General features: G+C 71.1%; 17 protein-coding genes and 1 pseudogene. 4 read left to right on the top strand and 14 right to left on the bottom strand.

The window, feature by feature from the left end; translation table 11 throughout:
• Positions 1-2: 2 nt before the first annotated feature.
• The gene (locus ACZ7M3_RS24420) at positions 3-1496 is read right to left on the bottom strand and encodes an MFS transporter (RefSeq protein ID WP_095853650.1); all 1494 of its coding nucleotides are present in this window, start codon (positions 1494-1496) and stop codon (positions 3-5) included.
• Between the two features lie 197 nt (positions 1497-1693).
• Between ACZ7M3_RS24420 and ACZ7M3_RS24415 the strand changes: the two genes are divergently transcribed.
• On the top strand, positions 1694-2110 hold the full coding sequence (locus tag ACZ7M3_RS24415) for a winged helix-turn-helix transcriptional regulator (RefSeq protein ID WP_472065916.1): 417 nt from the start codon (positions 1694-1696) through the stop codon (positions 2108-2110).
• 29 nt (positions 2111-2139) lie between these two features.
• Here the strand turns inward: ACZ7M3_RS24415 and ACZ7M3_RS24410 are convergent, their stop codons facing one another.
• The 3 genes from ACZ7M3_RS24410 to ACZ7M3_RS24400 form a co-directional block, all read right to left on the bottom strand.
• Positions 2140-2664 carry a flavin reductase family protein gene (locus tag ACZ7M3_RS24410; RefSeq protein ID WP_225900379.1) on the bottom strand — a complete coding sequence of 175 codons (525 nt, stop codon included), beginning with the start codon at positions 2662-2664 and terminating at the stop codon, positions 2140-2142.
• Positions 2665-2743: 79 nt separating this feature from the next.
• Positions 2744-4054, bottom strand: a complete 1311-nt coding sequence (locus tag ACZ7M3_RS24405) for a cation:proton antiporter (RefSeq protein ID WP_472065668.1) — start codon at positions 4052-4054, stop codon at positions 2744-2746.
• Positions 4051-4497 carry a nuclear transport factor 2 family protein gene (locus tag ACZ7M3_RS24400; RefSeq protein ID WP_472065667.1) on the bottom strand — a complete coding sequence of 149 codons (447 nt, stop codon included), beginning with the start codon at positions 4495-4497 and terminating at the stop codon, positions 4051-4053. The genes ACZ7M3_RS24405 and ACZ7M3_RS24400 overlap by 4 nt, the downstream gene beginning before the upstream one ends.
• Before the next feature lie 248 nt (positions 4498-4745).
• On the opposite strand from ACZ7M3_RS24400, the gene ACZ7M3_RS24395 reads away from it, so the two are divergent.
• From ACZ7M3_RS24395 to ACZ7M3_RS24385, 3 genes are all read left to right on the top strand, one after another.
• A complete protein-coding gene (locus ACZ7M3_RS24395; protein WP_351294405.1) occupies positions 4746-5441 on the top strand; it encodes an antibiotic biosynthesis monooxygenase family protein in 696 nt (231 codons plus the stop codon).
• 304 nt (positions 5442-5745) lie between these two features.
• Complete coding sequence (locus ACZ7M3_RS24390) at positions 5746-6699, top strand: aromatase/cyclase (RefSeq protein WP_388515462.1); 954 nt, start codon at positions 5746-5748, stop codon at positions 6697-6699.
• Entirely contained in the window at positions 6696-7502 is an 807-nt protein-coding gene (locus ACZ7M3_RS24385; protein ID WP_079065878.1) for a 4'-phosphopantetheinyl transferase family protein, read from the top strand. The genes ACZ7M3_RS24390 and ACZ7M3_RS24385 overlap by 4 nt, the downstream gene beginning before the upstream one ends.
• Before the next feature lie 156 nt (positions 7503-7658).
• Here the strand turns inward: ACZ7M3_RS24385 and ACZ7M3_RS24380 are convergent, their stop codons facing one another.
• The 10 genes and pseudogenes from ACZ7M3_RS24380 to ACZ7M3_RS24335 all read right to left on the bottom strand — a co-directional run bounded on the left by ACZ7M3_RS24380 (position 7659) and on the right by ACZ7M3_RS24335 (position 17582).
• Positions 7659-7979, bottom strand: coding sequence for an acyl-CoA carboxylase subunit epsilon (locus ACZ7M3_RS24380; RefSeq protein WP_472065666.1), 321 nt, complete (start codon positions 7977-7979; stop codon positions 7659-7661).
• Positions 7980-7993: 14 nt separating this feature from the next.
• Positions 7994-9562: an acyl-CoA carboxylase subunit beta gene (locus tag ACZ7M3_RS24375; protein ID WP_067384835.1), complete on the bottom strand. Its 1569-nt coding sequence runs from the start codon at positions 9560-9562 to the stop codon at positions 7994-7996.
• Positions 9563-9617: 55 nt separating this feature from the next.
• Positions 9618-9932, bottom strand: coding sequence for an acyl carrier protein (locus tag ACZ7M3_RS24370; protein ID WP_095853656.1), 315 nt, complete (start codon positions 9930-9932; stop codon positions 9618-9620).
• Positions 9916-11181: pseudogene (locus ACZ7M3_RS24365) on the bottom strand (MFS transporter); the annotation flags it as partial. The pseudogene ACZ7M3_RS24365 and the gene ACZ7M3_RS24370, both read right to left, overlap by 17 nt.
• 103 nt (positions 11182-11284) lie before the next feature.
• Complete coding sequence (locus ACZ7M3_RS24360; protein ID WP_177324387.1) at positions 11285-12184, bottom strand: alpha/beta hydrolase; 900 nt, start codon at positions 12182-12184, stop codon at positions 11285-11287.
• 150 nt (positions 12185-12334) lie between these two features.
• Entirely contained in the window at positions 12335-13798 is a 1464-nt protein-coding gene (locus ACZ7M3_RS24355; RefSeq protein ID WP_472065914.1) for an FAD-dependent monooxygenase, read from the bottom strand.
• Positions 13799-13913: 115 nt separating this feature from the next.
• Positions 13914-15434, bottom strand: a complete 1521-nt coding sequence (locus tag ACZ7M3_RS24350) for an FAD-dependent monooxygenase (RefSeq protein WP_472065665.1) — start codon at positions 15432-15434, stop codon at positions 13914-13916.
• Positions 15435-15436: 2 nt separating this feature from the next.
• On the bottom strand, positions 15437-16372 hold the full coding sequence (locus tag ACZ7M3_RS24345) for an aromatase/cyclase (protein ID WP_095853659.1): 936 nt from the start codon (positions 16370-16372) through the stop codon (positions 15437-15439).
• A gap of 51 nt (positions 16373-16423) precedes the next feature.
• Positions 16424-17209, bottom strand: coding sequence for a 3-oxoacyl-ACP reductase FabG (gene fabG, locus ACZ7M3_RS24340; RefSeq protein ID WP_067384741.1), 786 nt, complete (start codon positions 17207-17209; stop codon positions 16424-16426).
• A 97-nt stretch (positions 17210-17306) separates the two neighbouring features.
• Positions 17307-17582, bottom strand: a complete 276-nt coding sequence (locus ACZ7M3_RS24335; protein ID WP_054237212.1) for an acyl carrier protein — start codon at positions 17580-17582, stop codon at positions 17307-17309.
• Positions 17583-17624: the final 42 nt, after the last annotated feature.

Raw genomic sequence — 17624 nt, 5'->3', positions numbered from 1 at the left:
CGTCAGGCGTGCGCGGGGACGGCCGCGGACTGCTCGGAGGACTTGGTGAAGGGCAGCAGCACCAGGGTCACCACGAAGGCGGCCGCGGCGAAGCAGGCGCCCACGAGGAACGCGTCGTGGAAGACGGTCGTACGGGCCTCCTGGACCAGGGCGGGAACACCGTGGGCCTTGGCCGTGAGCTCGTCGACCCGGCGGAAGGCGTAGGTCGCCGCGACCGCGAGGCCGAGCGCGCCGCCGACTTCCTGGGCGGTGTTGATGAGACCGGCGGCCAGACCCGACTCGCGCTCCTCGATCCCCGCGAACGCGGAGACCTGCAGCGGGACGAAGGACATTCCGAGGCCGAGGCCCATCAGGACGAAGGCGGGCAGCACGTCCGTCAGGTAGGAGGCGTCGGACGGGGCACGCCACAGCAGCATCATGCCGGTCGCGGCGAGCGCGAGGCCGACCAGCAGGACGGGCTTGGCGGCGACCTTGGTGACGACCTGGGAGGCGACGCCGGCGCCGACGGCGGTGAGCACCGCGAGCGGCACGTACGCGAAGCCGGTCTTGACGGCGGAGTAGTCCAGGACCTGCTGCATGAAGAGGCTGGCGAAGAAGAACAGGGTGACGCAGGTGCCGAGCAGCAGGATGGCGATGCCGTTGGCGGCGCGCAGCGAGGGGCGGCGGAAGATGCCGAGCGGCATCAGCGGCTCCTTGGCGCGGCGCTCGATGACGATGAAGGAGACGAGCAGGATCGCGGAGAGGATGAACCCGCCGACGACCCGGCCGGTCGGGACATCGGAGTCGGAGACGGTCTGACCGAGGGTGAAGATCAGCAGGACCAGGCCGGCGGTGAGGGTGACCGCACCGGCGACGTCGAAGGACTTGGTGCGCTGGGCGGAGCGGCTCTCGCCGACGACCATCGGGGCGACCAGGGCGCCGATGACGCCGATCGGGACGTTGATGAAGAAGATCCAGCGCCAGCCGGGCCCATCGGTGAGCAGACCGCCGAGGGTGACACCGGCGACGGCGGCGAGACCGCTGAGCGCGCCCCAGGCACCGAGCGCCTTGTTGCGGGCCGCGCCCTCTTCGAAGTTGTTGGTCAGCAGGCTCAGCGCGGCGGTGGCGATGAACGCGGCCCCCAGGCCCTGGGCACCGCGGGCGCCGATCAGCATCGCGGCGTTCTGCGAGACACCGGCGAGCAGCGAGGAACCGGCGAACAGGAGCAGACCGGTCTGCAGCATCCGGCGGCGGCCGAGGGTGTCGGCGAGCCGGCCGGTCAGCAGCAGGAAGCCGCCGAGGAGCATGCCGTAGGTGGTGACCACGTACTGGAGAGCGGTGGTGGAGATGTTGAGCTCGTCCTCGATGGTCGGCAGGGCGACGTTCACGATCGACACGTCGAGGAAGGTCATGAAGCCGGCCAGGCAGAGGAAGGCCAGGATGAGGCCGGGGCGGCGGACCGGCCCGGACTCGCCCGCCGCCTTGGCGGGGCTGTGGGTGGACTCTTGGATGGACATGTCACTCCCTAGGAGCATGAGGATTCTCGGACGGGGACGTACAGGGAGGTACTGGCTTTGCTGGCTTCTTGGAAGCTAGCATCCTGGGTATAGTAGGTACCTAGAGGAAAGTGACTTCCCGAAAGGTGATGGTCGGAATGAAGAGCACAGCCCCGCAGGGCCCCACGGCCGCGAGCGGCGCCGCCGACGCGACCGGCATGCCGGTCGTGACCAGCCCCGAAGCCGCGCACGCGGCCGCCGCCGGCACCCCGCAGAGGTGCCCGATCGCCCCGGTCCTCGACATCGTGTTCAGCCGCTGGACCACGCCGATCCTGTGGACGCTGAACGCCTTCGGCACCCAGCGCTTCGTGGAACTGCACCGCAACATCGGCACCATCACGCCGAAGGTGCTGACGCAGCGGCTGCGTCAGCTGGAGCGGGACGGGCTGGTGATCCGCACGTACTACCCGGAGGTGCCGCCCCGGGTGGAGTACGAGATCAGCGATCTGGGACGGACCCTGGCGCCCCTGTTCGCCTCGCTCTTCGACTGGTCGACCGGCCACCTGCCGCTGGTGGAGCAGGCGCGGCAGGCGTTCGACGAGGCGGAGGAGCAGGCCGCGGCCCGCAACCACTGAGCCGGGTAAGTCTGAGCCGGGTAAGTCCTTCAGCTCCATGCCGGTGTCCGCATGGAGCCCTGGAAGAAGATCAGCGGGTCCTCCTGTTCGGCCTCGGAGGGCGCGCGCAGACCGACGACCTCGCCCAGCAGGATGGTGTGGTCGCCGCCGTCGTACTCGGTGACCAGCCGGCACTCCAGATGCGCGAGCGCCTCGCTGAGCACCGGCAGGTCGAGGACGGACCTGTGGTGCGGCACCTCCTCGATCCGGGCGGTCCGCCGACCGGCGAACGCCCAGGCCACGGGCTCCTGTCGCTGCGTCAGGAAGTTCACGACGAAGCCGCCGGACTCCTGGACCACGGGCAGCAGACGGGAGTTGTCGTGCAGACAGATGAGCACCAGCGCCGGGTCCAGGGAGACCGAGGTGAAGGAGTTCACCGTGGCGCCCGTGGCGTTGTCGCCGCTGCCCGAGGTGATGACCGTGACACCGGTGGCGAAGTGTCCGCACACGGTGCGCAGCGCGCGGCCGTCGACCGGACCGAGCTGCTCGGGGATGGCTTGCGAAACGGGGATCACGACAGCCCTCTCGTTCTCGGGTACGGGGTTACGGAGTTACGCGGTTACGGAGTTGCGGGGGTGCCGGGGGCGTTGCTGATCAGGCCGCGCGTGAAGCCGGGGCCTCGGACGGCTCGGACGGCTCGGGCACGACAGCCGGCGCCGGACGACGCCTGGACAGCAGCGGACCCGCCATCGCCGTCGTGACCAGCGCCATGATCACGAGCATCGTGAACATGCGGGTGTCCAGCACGCCCAGGCTGACGGCCGCGTTGAGGATGATGAGTTCGGTCAGACCCCGGGTGTTCATCAACAGCCCCAGGTCCTTCGACTCACGCCAGGAGAACCCGGCCAGCCGCGCCGGAAGGATGGCGCCGACCAGCTTGCCGGTGCAGGCCACGACGATGATCGCGACGAGCGCGACGAAGTCGCCGGCGGTGAGCGCACCGAGGTCCACGCCGAGCCCGGTGACGATGAAGAAGACCGGAAGCAGCACGACGCTGACGTGGTCCATGGGTTTGCGCAGATGTTCCGCGAGGACCATGGCGGGCTCACGGGGCATCACGAACCCGAACAGGAAGGCCCCGAAGATGGCGTGGATGCCGATCCAGGTGGTCAGCCAGGCCGAGGTCAGGGCGCCCGCGCACAGCACCGCGAGCAGCGCCGACCAGCGCTCGGTGGCCGCCCAGCGCCACACCAGCCGGGCCACCAGCGGGCGTACGACCAGCAGCATCCCGGCCACGTAGAGCACGCTGTAGAAACCGATGCGGGCGAGGTCGGAGTAGTTCCCGTTCGCCGTGACCAGGGCCGAGACATAGGCCAGCAGGCACCAGGCGAGCAGGTCGTCGATGGCGGCACTGGCCAGCGAGAGCGAACCGGCCCGGGTGTCCAGGAGCTTGTTCTCGGTGAGGATCCGCGCGAGCACGGGGAAGGCGGTCACCGACATCGCGGTGCCGATGAAGGTGGCGAACGCGACGAAGGAGATGTGGTGCCCGGCCACCGTGGAGTGCTCGTCGTACAGGAACGGGGCCAGCGCCACACCTAGGCCGAAGGCCATCGCGATCGACGAGAGCGAGACGCCCGCGGCGAGCCGGGCGTGCGGCCTGATCAGGCGCTTCTCGAACTCCCAGCCGACCACGAACATGAACAGGATCAGACCGACCTGGGAGACCGCGGACAGCAACGGCCGCACGTCGGCGGGGAAGAGGTGCTCGGTGAGGTTCCCCGGCAGCAGGCCGAGGACGCTCGGGCCGAGGAGGATGCCCGCGACGATCTCGCCGACCACCATGGGCTGACGCAGCTTCTGCGCGAGCCGGCCGAGTGCGGCGCCGGCCACGAGCACCACGCCGATGTCGGCGAGCATGATCCCGAGTTTCATGTCCTGGGGGCTGGCCGCCGCCAGAGTCGTCATTGGGACTCCCGGGGTCGGGGCGGGGTGCCGCGGGTCCACAGCACGCGGAAGGTGAGGGAGGAGATCCGCCAGCCCTCCGCGACGCGGCGGGCTTCGCCGGTCGCGAGGGTGCCGACCTGGAACAGGGGCTCGTCCGCCGCATCGGGGTGGTGCACATGCGTCGAGACGAGGTTGGCGCGCAGCACGGCCCGCTCACCGGCGTCGTCGAGGTCGACGGCCGCGGGCGAACCGAGGTGCTGGGTGGCGGCGAAGGCCGCCAGCGCGTCACGGTGGTAGCCGGCGAGTCCGTCGAGGCCCTCGTGCCGGCTCATCGGGAACTCGACCAGGGCGTCCTTCGTGAAGAGCCCCCGCGCCCACGCGTCGTCGAGTTCGTCGTCGTCGAGACCGATGAGGTACCGGTCAAGGAGAGTGGATATCTCTAATACTTCCGGGCCTGACTGCATTACCCGAGCATGGCGCCCACGCCAATCGGCAACCAAGGCCGCTTTTCACAGTCCTGACGAAGTTGAGAAAGATCTGACACCGCCCTCGAACAATTGACAAAAGCGCTGCCAATCCTGAAGTGCCGACCCTTTCACATGGGCAGATCCTCTTGCCATGCTGCATTCGTAGCTGCATTCGTGGCTCCACCCGCACCTTCATTCGCACCTCCATTCGCACTCCCCTTTCCTCGAACGGAAGAGACGAGAGAATGCCGAAGATCGCAGCCGATGGTCAGCACCTGACCGTTCTCAACCTGTTCTCGACCGACGCCGCCGAGAAGCAGGTCAAGCTGCTCGCCGCGATGCGCCAGATCGTCGACACGGCGGCCTACGAGGGCTGGATATCCAGCACGGTCCACGCCGGGCAGGACAAGCCGGGAACGGCCAACTTCATCCAGTGGCGCAGCACCGAGGACCTGGAGAGCCGTTACGCCGGTGAGGAGTTCAAGCACCGCACCCTCCCGCTCTTCGGTGAGATCACCACCTCGATCCGTCTGCTCCAGAACGAGATCGCCTTCACGCAGCAGAAGCCGGAGCTGGGCGGCGTCACCGAGATCTCCCCGTCCCGCGACGACTACACGGCCATCGAGCTGTTCGGCGTGCTGCCGGAGAACCAGGAGGACCTGATCGACGCCCTGGGCGAGTCCCAGACGTGGCTGGTCGACGTCCCCGGCTACCGCACCCACACGGTGCTGCGCGGCCTGCGTGCCCGCGGCATCGAGGGCAAGTTCGTCGTCGTCTACTCCCAGTGGGACAGCAAGGAGGCGTACGACGCCTTCCGCTCCGCGCCGCAGGGTGAGCGCTCCCCGGAGCGCCAGAAGGTCGACGCCCGCGTCGCCGCGCTCCAGACCTGGCAGGACGAGAACACCTACCAGGTCGTCCACACCCGCGCCGCGGGCGAGTGAGCCACCCGGTGGCGGGCCGACCGGTCGGGCGGCGGCCGGCCCGTCACCGGGTCTGCATGTTGTTTCACGTGAAACACCCGCACGGCGGCTCTGAAGACATGGCAGCCCCGCCCGCACGGCTGACCCACGCACAACAGAAGCACGTATGACAGATCGCGCACGGACGCGGACGCACGGGCGCGTTCCCATCCCCACTGGCTGGCCGCTGCCGGGAATCCCCCACCCGGCAGCGGCTTTTCTGTCCGTCACGTTCCCGTTCCCGTCCCGCCCCCGCGCGCCACACCAGGACGAGGAGACAGCACGCATGGAACACCCGGGCATGCGCCAAGTCGCGCACGAGATCAACATCGCGGTCCCGGCGGACACCGTCCACCGGCTGATCGCCGAGGTCGGGAACTGGCCACGGATCTTCCCCTCGGTCATCCACGTCGAGCACGAGGAGGCTCCCGAGGGCGAGGAACGGCTGACGATCTGGGAGACCGCACCGACCGCGGCGGGCGAACCGCGCTGCCGTCCGCTGCGCCGGATCGTCGAACCCGCCACGCTGCGGGTCAACTTCCAGCACCTGGTCACCGCGTCCCCCGTCGCCGGCCTCGGCGGCGCCTGGCTCGTCGAACCGCTCGGGGAGAACGCCTCCCGGGTACGGCTGCTGCACGAGTTCCGGGCCGCCGACGATGCCCCCGGGGCCCTGGACCGGATCGGTGCCGAGATCGACCGGAGCGCCGTCGCGGAACTCGCGGCGCTGAAGGAGAACGCGGAACGCGAATACGCCGACGCAGAGTTGACGTTCTCGTTCGAGGACACCGTCCACGTCGACGGGTCCGCCAAGGACCTGTTCGCCTTCATCAACGAGGCGAACCTGTGGTCGGAGCGTCTGCCGCACGTGGCCACGGTCCGTCTGGAAGAGGACACCGTGGGGCTCCAGACCCTGGAGATGGACACCCGGGCCAAGGACGGCTCCGTCCACACCACCAAGTCCTACCGGGTGACCTTCCCCCACCAGCGCATCGCGTACAAGCAGGTCACCCTGCCCGCGCTGATGACCCTGCACACCGGCCACTGGACCTTCCAGGACACCGACCAGGGCGTCGCGGCCACCTCCCAGCACACCGTCACCCTCAACACGGACAACATCGCCCGCATCCTCGGTGACACCGCCACCGTCGCCGACGCCCGCGAGTACGTCCACACCGCCCTGTCCACCAACAGCCTGGCCACCCTGAACCATGCCAAGGCTCACGCGGAGGGCCGCCGTTGACCCCGACGGTGCGCCGGCTCGCCGTAGCGCGAGGGGAGTTGGACGTGTGGCTGCTGCCACCGCCCGATTCGCCGCGTGACGTCCCGTACGACGAGCTCGACGCGTACGAGAGAGGTCGGGCCGACTCCTACCGTCGCCCCGACGACCGCCAGATGTACGCCGCGGCGCACGTGGGACTGCGCCGGGTCCTCGCCGGTTACACCGGCATCGAACCGAGCCGGCTCAACCTCGCCGGCGAGCGGTACAACGGCAACGGTGAACGCCACGGCCGGCCCGTGGTGCTCGGCGTGCCCGGCGGCGCCCCCCAGTTCTCGCTCTCACACAGCCACGGCCTGGCGATCGTGGTGGTGGCGGAGTCGCGGGTGGGCGCCGACGTCCAACGGCTGCCGTCGCCCCAGACCGCCGAGGCGTGTCTGCCGGCGCTGCATCCGGCCGAGCGTGAGGAGCTCGGGAAGATTCCCGAGCACGAACGGACCATGGCCTTCGGCCGCCTGTGGACACGGAAGGAGGCGTATCTGAAGGGGCTGGGCACCGGGCTGACCCGGGGGGCCGACCTCGACTACCTCGGTGAGGCGGGACTGGCCGAGCGGCCGACGGGCTGGGTGGTGGGCAACCTGCCCCTGTGTTCCACCCACATCGCGGCGGTGGCGCTGGCCGGGGCGGGAGATCGGCCCGTCGCCCTTCGCGCCGTGCCCACCGCCTATCTGTACGCCCCGGATGCGGTGGAGCGTCTTGTGGAGATGGAACCGGGGCTGCGGTCGATGCTCCGGGATCCCGCTCAGCACGGAGATCTGGAGCGCTGAGGAGATGGGGGGACTGCGGGTCGGCCTCAGGGGGCGGGTTGTCCTGGACTGGTCGCGCAGTTCCCTCCGCCCCTGAGAGGGCACGGCCAAGGGGCCGGAGAGTTCCTGTGAACTCTCCGGCCCCTTCGGCCTGTTTCTTCCCCCGAAGGGCCCGGCTCAGGCCGCCGCTCGCCAGGTGCGGGGGCCGTCGAAGCCGGTGACGCGTTCGGGGCGGCGCCACAGGGCGACGACCTGGTGCTTGCGGGCCGTGTCGTCGGGTGCGACGCCGGGGCCCGCGGTGACGGCCATCAGTACCGCGGTCAGCGCGGCCAGCTCCTCCGGGGAGGGGCAGCCGCGCTCGATCCGGAAAAGCGGACCGGCCGCGGGTTCGCAGACGGGACCGGCCGCCGGTTCGGAGACGGGATCGGGGGCGGTATCGGGGGCGGTATCGGGGGCGGTATCGGGAACGGGGACAAGGGCGGGGCGCTGGATGCTCATGGTTTCCTCCCTGCTCACTGGGGCGGGTTGCCGTGCTTGCGGCGCGGCAGCTCGGCGTGCTTGGCCGCGAGCATGGCGAGCGAACGGGCCAGGACCGCCCGGGTCTCGCGCGGGTCGATGACGTCGTCGACCAGCCCGCGTTCGGCGGCGTAGTAAGGGTGGACCAGCTCCTCCTTGTACTGGTCGATTTTCTCTTGACGCATCGCGTCGGGGTCGTCCGCGGCCGCGATCTCCCGCCGGAAGACCACGTTGGCGGCCCCCTCGGCACCCATGACCGCGATCTCGTTGGTCGGCCAGGCCAGCGCGATGTCGGCGCCGATGGAGCGGGAGTCCATCACGATGTACGCGCCGCCGTACGCCTTGCGCAGCACCACGGAGACCCGCGGCACGGTCGCGTTGCAGTACGCGTACAGCAGCTTGGCGCCGCGCCGGATGATGCCCTCGTGCTCCTGGTCCACGCCCGGCAGAAAGCCGGGCACGTCGACCAGCGTGACCAGCGGGATGTTGAAGGAGTCGCAGAACTGCACGAACCGCGCGGCCTTCTCGCTCGCCTTGATGTCCAGGACACCCGCCATGGCGGCCGGCTGGTTGGCGACGATGCCGACGGTGTGACCGTCGATCCGGGCCAGGGCGCAGACGATGTTCGGCGCCCAGCCCGCGTGCACCTCCACGTAGTCGCCGTCGTCGACGAGCTCCTCGACGACCCCGCGCATGTCGTACGAGCGGTTGCCGTCGTGCGGCACCAGGTCGAGCAGCACGTCCCCGGACCGGTCGCCCGGGTCGCCGCTGACGTGCCGGGGCGGCAGCTCGCGGTTGTTGGACGGCAGCAGCGACAGCAGATAGCGCACCTCGGCGAGGCAGCTCTCCTCGTCGTCGTGGACGAAGTGCGCCACTCCGGAGACAGCGCCGTGCACGTCGGCGCCGCCGAGCCCGTTCTGGCTGATCTCCTCGCCGGTGACCGCGCGGACCACGTCGGGCCCGGTGATGAACATCTGCGAGATGTCCCGGACGGCGAAGATGAAGTCGGTCAGGGCGGGCGAGTACGCCGCGCCGCCCGCGCACGGGCCGAGCATCACGCTGATCTGCGGGATGACACCGGAGGCCCGGGTGTTGCGCTGGAAGATGCCGCCGTACCCGGCGAGCGCGGAGACACCCTCCTGGATGCGGGCGCCCGCACCGTCGTTGAGCGACACCAGCGGCGCCCCGGCGGCGATGGCCATGTCCATGATTTTGTGGATCTTGCAGGCGTGGGCCTCGCCCAGCGCGCCGCCGAAGACACGGAAGTCATGGGCGTAGACGAAGACCGTACGGCCCTCGACCGTGCCCCAGCCGGTGATCACACCGTCGCCATAGGGCTTCTTGGCCTCCAGGCCGAAGCCGGTCGCCCGGTGCCGGCGCAGCGGTTCGACCTCCTGGAAGCTGCCCTTGTCCAGCAGTAGTTCGATGCGCTCGTGAGCGGTCAGCTTGCCCTTGGCGTGCTGTCGTTCGGTCGCCTTCGGGTCCTGCCCGGCACGGGCGATGTCCTTGCGTTCGGCCAGCTCCATCAGCCGGCCGCCCAGTTCGATGGGTATCGCGGGCTCCATGTACGGATCTCCCATTCAAGTGGATCAAAGTGGATCAAGAGGAATGACGGTTCGGTCAGCGGGCGAGCAACGCGGTCAGTTCGCCGACGGTGCTCTCCCGCAGCACCTCGGCGGGCACCTCGGCGTCGAGGGCGCGCCGGATCCGGCGCCCCAGGTGCAGGGCGTCGAGCGGGTCCAGGCCCTGGCCGCGCAACGGCAGACCGGGCGAGAGCCGGTGCCCCGGCGGGACCGCGAGCAGGTCGTGCAGTTCGAGGCGCAGGCAGTGGCCGATGGTGCGGGCACGTGCGTCGGGCGGCATGGCGCGCAGCTGGACCGGGTCCGGGAGCCGGTCGAGCCAACTGCACGGGGTGTCGTCACTCAGGGGACTCATGGGGCTGCCTTTCAGGGAGAGGGCCGGGCCCGAGGAGTGCCGGTTCCGGCCGGTGGCTGGAGAGGAATCGACGTGTGCGCCCCGCGAGCAGCACCGCGAGCGCCGCCGCCGACGAGGCGAGCCCTCCCACGTACAGGCCGGAGCGCGCACCGTGACGGACGGTGAGCCAGCCCACGAGGAGGGCGCCGAGTGGGGTGAGTCCTTGCAGGATGAGCGTGTAGAGCGCCATCACCCGGCCGCGGTAGGCGGCGTCGCTGCCCAACTGGATGCGGTGGTTGGCGGCCTGGGCGAAGTAGAGGGTGGCGAAGCCGGTCAGAAACAGCAGCAGGGCCGCCCACGCGTAGGTGGGCGACCAGCCTGCCGCCGTCTCGAGGAGCCCGAAGGCGAGTGCGGAGGCGGTGACGGTCAGGGCGGTCGGGCGGGCGCTGCGCACGGTCGAGGCGAACGCGCCGAGCAGCGAACCGGCGGCGAACGCCGTGGTCAGCAGCCCGAACGCGGTCGCGCCCGAGTGGAAGACGGTCTTGGCGAGCAGCGGCAGGGTGAGCTGGAAGTTGAAGCCGAACAGGCCGACCACGGCGACCAGCGCCAGCGGCACGAACAGGTCGGGGTGCCCGCGCACGTACCGCAGCCCGTCGACCACCTTGACCCCGCGCTCCGGCGGGGCCGTGCGCAGGAGCTCCCCCGGGCGCATCAACCGCAGCCCGGTCACGGTGGCGAGATAGCTGACCGCGTTGAGCAGCATGGCCGTCCCCTCGCCGACCGCGCTGATCAGCAGTCCGGCGAGGGCGGGACCCACCACGCGGGCGGTGTTGAAGTAGGCGGCGCTGAGCGCCGAGGCGTTGGGCAGCAGTTCGGGGCCGACCATCTCGCTGACGAACGCCATCCGGGTGGGCACCTCGACCGCGTTGACGGTGCCGAGGCCCAGCGCGAACAGATACAGCTGCCACAGCTGGGCGGAGCCGGCCAGGACGAGTACGGCGAGGGCCAGCGCGAGGGCGCCGGAGACCAGGTTGGCGACGGTGAGCAGCAGCCGCTTGTCGTGGCGGTCGGCGAGCCGGCCGCCGTACAGCGTGAACAGCAGCAATGGAGTGAACTGGAGCGCGGTCACGGTGCCCAGGGCCGTGCCGGAGTCCCCCGTCAGGGAGAGCACCAGCCAGTCCTGGGCGGTGACCATCATCCAGGTGCCCGTGACCGAGACGACCTGGCCGGCCGCGAAGAGCCGGAAGTTGCGCACGGACAGAGACCGGAAGGGCGTACGACGGCTGCCGACGCCCGCGGCCCACCTGCCGCTCCTTCCCCGCCTCGCCCTCTTCGTCGTGTCCCTGGCGCCGGGCCGTGTGGTCGTCATGGCATCAGGGCGTCACGGACGCGCCCGCGGACCGGCGGGCGAGGCATTCCTCGAAGAACGCGAACGCGCGCAGGTGGTAGGTGCGGGCGGCCCAGCCGAGGCTGATGTTGTGCCCGGCACCGGGCTGACGGTCGACGGCTGCGGACGGCGCCGAGGCGAAGTGCGCGGCGAGGTCGGCGACGGTGTCCTCGTCGTGGTGCCACCACAGTTCCTGCTCGGCGAACGTCAGCCGCACCGGGACCTGCACGGCCGCCGCCGCGACCGGGAACCGCCGCGGCCACTGGAGTGCCTCGGCCTGCTCGCGCGGGGGCATCGGGGCGACCAGGCCCTCGGCCTCGCGGAAGGTGTTCGGCGGGTAGAAGCGCAGGGCACCCCAGTTCCGCTTCCAGTGCCGGTGCTGGTGCGGGTCGGGGCCGCCCTCCGGGTGGTCGACCGCGTAGTCGCGGCCGAGCCCGGAGATGTCGAGCCCGAGCAGCGGCGGTACGGCCGGATCCGGATCGCCGGCCTGGCAGGCGGCGTACGTCAGGGCGAGCTTGCCGCCGAAGGAGTGCGCGAGCAGGAACACCCCGGCGCCCGTCTCGGCGCGGCCGGCCAGGTGCCGCAGCGCCGCGTGCAGCGCCGCGGACTGCTCGGCCAGGGTCTGACCACTCGGGGCGTCCGCGGCGGACAGCCCGTAGCCGGGCCGGTCGACGGCGACCATGGTGTAGCCGAGCCGGGCGCCGAGGGCGAGCAGGGAGACGTCGGGGTGGGCCTGCCCGTCGAAGTACCCGGCGCTCATTCCGCCCCCGTGCACCGCGACGACCGTGGCCCGCGGCGGCCCGGACGGTTGGGCGATCAGCGCGGAGAGCGTGACGTCACCGGCCGCCAGGGCGACGGGGCGCACACCCGGGGACATCGAGGGCATGGCCGGACCGGGTACGGACGAGGGGATGGTCTCGACCGTGGGAACGCTCACTGGGGTACTTCCTCTCGTGTTCGTGCTCGCGTGTTCGTGCTTTCGTGTGGGTGCTCTCGTCTTGGTGCTCTCGTGCGGATCGGTTGCCGGGGGTGGTTCTCAGCGGGCTTCGGGTGCGCCGAACCAGCGGTGCAGCGTCGCGCACAGCTCCGCCGAACCGGTGTCCGCCCAGGCCACATAGCCGTCGGGGCGGACCAGCACCGCGGCGGCGCCGCCGAACGCGGCCGGGTCCTGCGGGGTGCCGGTGACGACGGTGACGCGGTCCTTCCAGCGAGCAGCCGCTTCGCGCAGTACGGAGTCGTCGGCGAGGTCGAGCAGCACGCCCTGGGCGGCGTGGAGGAGTTCGGGCGTACGGACCTCGCCGGCGGCGGTGTTCAGCGCCCGCGGTGGCAACCTGCGCCCGACCAGCGAGTCCCCGGCGCCCCCGAGGTCGTAGCGGACGTCGAGGTGGCTGACCACCCCGGCGAGGTGCCGCTTGACCGAGTCGAGGCCGATGAGCTCGGCGAACAGATCGCGCAGCGGCTGGGACTCGGGGCCGCCGAGGAAGACCGTGCCCTGTGCCTTGGTGTTCATCAGCAGTCGCGCGCCGACCGCGTGACGCTCGTCGTGGTAGGTGTCGAGCAGTCCCTCGGGGGCCCGGCCCTGGACGGTCGCCGCGAGCTTCCAGCCGAGGTTGACCGCGTCCTGGACACCGGTGCTCAGTCCCTGGCCGCCGGCCGGCAGATGGATGTGCGCGGCGTCGCCGACGAGCAGCACCCGCCCGCGCCGGTACTCGGTGACCTGGCGGGTGGCATCCGTGAAGGAGCTGACCCAGTCCGCGCCGCCGCCGGAGATGTCCTCACCCGTCAACCGCTCCCAGGCCGCCGCCACTTCGGCGAACTCCGGGGTCTCACTGCGCTCGGCCGGCGGGGTGCCGTGCTCGCACACGATGATCCGGTCCACGCCCTCCTTCAGCGGCGCGGCCATCACCATGCCGCCGGGCAGCCGCACGCCCAGGAAGCGCGGCGGGATCCCGCAGCCGACGACATCCGCGAGGTACATGCCGCGGGTGGCGGGCGTACCGGGGAAGTCGAAGCCCGCGGCCTTGCGCACCGGGCTGTGCCCGCCGTCGGCGCCGACCAGGTACGCGGCGCGCAGCGTGCGCTCGCCGTCGGGCGCGGCCACGGTGACGGTGACCCCGGTCCCGTCCTGCTCCAGCGCCAGGAACTCCCAGCCCCGCCGGATGTCCGCGCCGAGCTCGCCCGCCCACTCCTCCAGAACCGCCTCCGTCTGGGACTGGGGGACGCCGCGGGCCCCGAAGTGGGCGTCCTCCAGCACGGTGTAGTCGAACTGCACCCCGCCGAAGTGGCCCATCGGGCTCTTCTCCAGCCCGCCGAAGCGCGGGACGAGACCGCGCTGGTCGAAGGACTCCATGGCGCGGGCGGTGAACCCGAGCCCGCGCGACTGTCCGGTGGGCCGCGCCAGCCGCTCGGCGACGATGACGCTCACCCCGCCCAGCCGCAGTTCCCCGGCCAGCATCAGCCCGGCCGGGCCGGCGCCGACGACGATGACGTCCGCGTCCATCTGCGCGTCCATGGGTGTCCTCTCCTCGCGCGCCCGGGCGCGCGTCGCATCGGTGGGTGACGTGCGGTGCCTCAGCTGTGCGTGTGCTGGTCCGTGACGGGCCGTGCGGTCGTACTCAGTCGTCGGCGGCCAGGGCGCCGAACCAGCGGGTCAGCGCCCGCGCCAGACCGGCCGGACCGGAACCGGCCCAGGCCACATAGCCGTCGGGTCGGACCAGCAGGGTCTGCCCGGCCGGCAGCGGGCCGCCGGCCGCGGGGCGGTCGGCGACGAAGGCGACCCGGTCCGACCAGGGGGCCGCCGTCGCGCGCAGCGCCGGGGCGCCGTCCCCGTCCAGGGACAGCAGCAACCCGCGACCGGTGCGCAACAGTTCGGTCGTACGGCGCCGCGCGCCACCCTCCGCGGGCTCCAGCCACGCGTCCGGCAACCGCCGCCCGAGCAGCGGGTGTTCGTCGGAGTGGATCTCGGGGCCCTCGACGTCGTACCGGATGCCGAGGCCGCTGATCATCCCGGCGAGATGCTGCCGTACGCCGTCCAGGGCGACGAGTTCGGTGAGCAGGGCGCGGGCGGGTTCGACCTCCGGGCCGCCGAGCAGCAGCTCGACCTGGGCCCGGATGTTCGCGAGGACCTGGCGGCCCACGGTGTGGCGCTCGGAGTGGTAGGTGTCGAGGAGGTCCTCGCCCGCGCTGCCGCGGACGACGGCGGCGAGCTTCCAGCCGAGGTTGAAGGCGTCCTGGACGCCCAGGTTGAGGGCCTGTCCGCCGCTCGGCATCTGCCGGTGCGCCGCGTCCCCGGCGAACAGGACGCGACCGTGCCGGTAGTGGGCGAGCTGCCGGTTGGCGTCACCGAAGGCGTTGACCCACAGCGGGGTGCCCTGGCTGATGTCCTCGCCGGTGACGCGTTTCCAGACGTCGGTGACCTCCGCGAAGTCCGGCTCGGCGCCGCCGCGTTCGGCCGCGGGGCGCCCGAACTCGTGGACCATCACCCGGGTCACCCCCTCGCGGGTGGCGGCGATGGCGAGCCCGTGCTCCAGGCGCTGGAAGCGCCGGTCGGCGACCTCGACGCCGCAGACGTCGGCGCGCAGCAGTTCGCGTGCGGCGTCCCGGCCCGGGAAGGGGGCCCGGACCAGGCGCCGTACGGTGCTGTCCTCGCCGTCGCAGCCGACCAGGTAGCGGGCCCGGATGCGGACGGGACCGTAGGGACCGATGGCCTCGGCCTCCACCCCGTCCTCCGCCGTGAGGGACAGCAGCTGGTGCCGGCGCCGGAGAACGGCGCCCAGCTCGGCGGCCCGCCGCTGCAACAGCTCCTCGGTGCGGGTCTGCGCGACCTTCCACTGCCCGGGGTGCGAGCTGGGCAGCGTCAGGTCCAGCGGTACGCCGCCGAAGTGACCGCGCGGCTCGCACGGCGGCGTACCGAGCTCGTCCAGCAGCCCGCGGGAGTCGAGGATCTCCATCGTGCGGGCGTGCAGGGTCGAGGCCCGGGATTCGGTGGTCGGGCCGGGGCGCTGGTCGACGACGACCACCTCGGCGCCGCCCAGCCTCAGCTCGGTGGCGAGCATCAGCCCGGCGGGGCCCGCTCCGACCACGAGGACGTCGGTGTCCAGGATGGTCGTGTCGGTGTCCTGATGGTCCGTCGTCATCGTCAACGCCTGTTCTCTGCGAAGGCCTTGGCGTGGGTGAGGGTGGCCCGGCTGTTGGTGGACAGGGCCGTGTGGACGTACTCGCGGGCGTCGGCGACGGTGGCCCCGCAGCCGAGGATGCTCTCGATGTTGTCCGTGTTGAGGGTGACGGTGTGCTGGGAGGTCGCCGCGACGCCCTGGTCGGTGTCCTGGAAGGTCCAGTGGCCGGTGTGCAGGGTCATCAGCGCGGGGAGGGTGACCTGCTTGTACGCGATGCGCTGGTGCGGGAAGGTCACCCGGTAGGACTTGGTGGTGTGGACGGAGCCGTCCTTGGCCCGGGTGTCCATCTCCAGGGTCTGGAGCCCCACGGTGTCCTCTTCCAGACGGACCGTGGCCACGTGCGGCAGACGCTCCGACCACAGGTTCGCCTCGTTGATGAAGGCGTACACGTCCTTCGCCGAACCGTCGACGTAGACGGTGTCCTCGAAGGAGAAGGTCACCTCCTCCGCCGCGTGCGCGAACTCGACGTTCTTCTTCAGCGCGGCCAGCTCGGAGCGGCTGTTCTTGTCGACGGCCTCGTCGATCCACAGGAGGTCGTGCGGGTCGTCGTCGACGGCGCGGTAGTCGTGCAGCAGCCGTACCCGGGAGGCGTTCTCGCCGAGCGGCTCGATGATCCAGGTGCCGCCCATCGCGGCGACCGGCGGGGCGGTCACCTCCTGGCGGAAGGTGATGCGCAGGGCCTCGGGGTCCAGCTCGCGGCGCGAGGTCCAGTTCTTGGCCTCGCCGTTGGCGGTGGCCCAGATCCGTATCCGCTCCTGGGAGCCGTCGTGCTCCACGCGGTCCACGTGGATGGTGGGCGGGAAGATCCGGGGCCAGTTGGTGACCTCCGCCAGCAGCCGGTACACGGCCGGTGCGGGCGCGGCGATCGTGATCTCGTGCTCTACCTCACGGGTCGTCATGACGCTTTCTTCTCCATGGCTGGGTACGGGCTGCCGGTCGGTGGGGGGTGCTCAGAAGTTGCCGAGTCCGCCGCAGACGTTGATGGCCTGCGCGGTGACCGAGGCGGCCGTGTCGGAGGCGAGGTAGGCGACCATGCCGGCGACCTCCTCGGGGGTGGAGTAGCGGCCGAGCGGGATCTTGGCCTGGAACTTCTCGAGGATGGCGTCCTCGGAGGTGTCGTAGGCGGCCGCGTATCCGGCGCGCACGCGCTGGGCCATCGGCGTCTCGACATAGCCCGGGCAGACGGCGTTCACGGTGATGCCGGTGGGAGCCAGCTCATTGCCGAGGGCCTTGGTGAAACCGACCACGCCGTGCTTCGAGGCGGAGTAGGGGGCTCCCAGGACCACGCCCTGCTTGCCGGCCGTGGAGGCGATGTTGATGATGCGGCCACGGCTCTTGTGACGCATGCCGCCGGTGTTGAGCACCTCCCGCGTCAGCCGGAACACGCTGTTGAGGTTGGTGTCGATGACATCGGTCCACAGCTCGTCCTCGATGTCGGCGGTGACGCCGCCACCGGACCGGCCGGCGTTGTTGACCAGGACGTCGACGGTGCCGAAGCGGTCGACCGCGGCCTGCACGAAGGCGCCGACCGAGGCGGGGTCGCGGACGTCGAGGACCGTGCCGTCGGCGTCGATGCCCTCCTCCTGGAGGATCTTGACGGTCTCGGCGACGTTGTCCGCGCTGCGGGCGCCGATGAACACACGGTGGCCGCCCGCGGCCAGCGCCCGCGCGGACGCGAGGCCGATGCCACTGGTGGCCCCCGATATGAGAGCGACCCGCTTTTCCAGCGTTGACATGTGCTTCCTCTCCCTCTTGTTCTGCGGGGGTGCGGCGGTACCGGACCGGACGAGGTCAGGTGAAAGGTTTCGCCCGGTCCGGGAACGCCGTCGGGCGTCAGGCGGCGGCGGGCTCGTCGGCGCCGAACTGCTGGTTCACGGCCTCGATGAGGGCGCGCGGGGTGTCGGCGTCGGTCAGCAGGTCCTCGTCGAGGACGATCCCGTACTCGCGCTCGATACGGCTGCCGGTCTCCAGGAGCGCCAGCGACTCGTAGCCGAGGACTTCGAACGGCTCGTCGAGGATGTCGCCGTCGAGGTCGACGCCCTCGTCGACACCGGCGCCCTCCTGGAGGATGCGGCGCAGGTCGTCCAGGGTGAATTCCGAAGTGGACACGTGGGTTCCTTCCCAGGTCGAAATGGATCGTTCAGTCGGGGG

The sequence above is a fragment of the Streptomyces sp. NPDC111656 genome (genome assembly GCF_055656965.1).
Note: the sequence above shows the minus strand (reverse complement) of the source record. Positions and strands in the feature narration are given on the sequence as shown.

Bases quoted from the DNA above. Each gene is read 5' to 3' on its own strand.
- ACZ7M3_RS24420 (WP_095853650.1), bottom strand. From the start codon at position 1,496: ATGTCCATCCAAGAGTCCACCCACAGCCCCGCCAAGGCGGCGGGCGAG.
- ACZ7M3_RS24405 (WP_472065668.1), bottom strand. From the start codon at position 4,054: ATGACGACTCTGGCGGCGGCCAGCCCCCAGGACATGAAACTCGGGATC.
- ACZ7M3_RS24390 (WP_388515462.1), top strand. From the start codon at position 5,746: ATGGAACACCCGGGCATGCGCCAAGTCGCGCACGAGATCAACATCGCG.
- ACZ7M3_RS24395 (WP_351294405.1), top strand. From the start codon at position 4,746: ATGCCGAAGATCGCAGCCGATGGTCAGCACCTGACCGTTCTCAACCTG.
- ACZ7M3_RS24400 (WP_472065667.1), bottom strand. From the start codon at position 4,497: ATGCAGTCAGGCCCGGAAGTATTAGAGATATCCACTCTCCTTGACCGG.
- ACZ7M3_RS24345 (WP_095853659.1), bottom strand. From the start codon at position 16,372: ATGACGACCCGTGAGGTAGAGCACGAGATCACGATCGCCGCGCCCGCA.
- ACZ7M3_RS24350 (WP_472065665.1), bottom strand. From the start codon at position 15,434: ATGACGACGGACCATCAGGACACCGACACGACCATCCTGGACACCGAC.
- fabG (WP_067384741.1), bottom strand. From the start codon at position 17,209: ATGTCAACGCTGGAAAAGCGGGTCGCTCTCATATCGGGGGCCACCAGT.
- ACZ7M3_RS24380 (WP_472065666.1), bottom strand. From the start codon at position 7,979: ATGAGCATCCAGCGCCCCGCCCTTGTCCCCGTTCCCGATACCGCCCCC.
- ACZ7M3_RS24415 (WP_472065916.1), top strand. From the start codon at position 1,694: ATGCCGGTCGTGACCAGCCCCGAAGCCGCGCACGCGGCCGCCGCCGGC.
- ACZ7M3_RS24370 (WP_095853656.1), bottom strand. From the start codon at position 9,932: ATGAGTCCCCTGAGTGACGACACCCCGTGCAGTTGGCTCGACCGGCTC.
- ACZ7M3_RS24355 (WP_472065914.1), bottom strand. From the start codon at position 13,798: ATGGACGCGGACGTCATCGTCGTCGGCGCCGGCCCGGCCGGGCTGATG.
- ACZ7M3_RS24375 (WP_067384835.1), bottom strand. From the start codon at position 9,562: ATGGAGCCCGCGATACCCATCGAACTGGGCGGCCGGCTGATGGAGCTG.
- ACZ7M3_RS24360 (WP_177324387.1), bottom strand. From the start codon at position 12,184: ATGCCCTCGATGTCCCCGGGTGTGCGCCCCGTCGCCCTGGCGGCCGGT.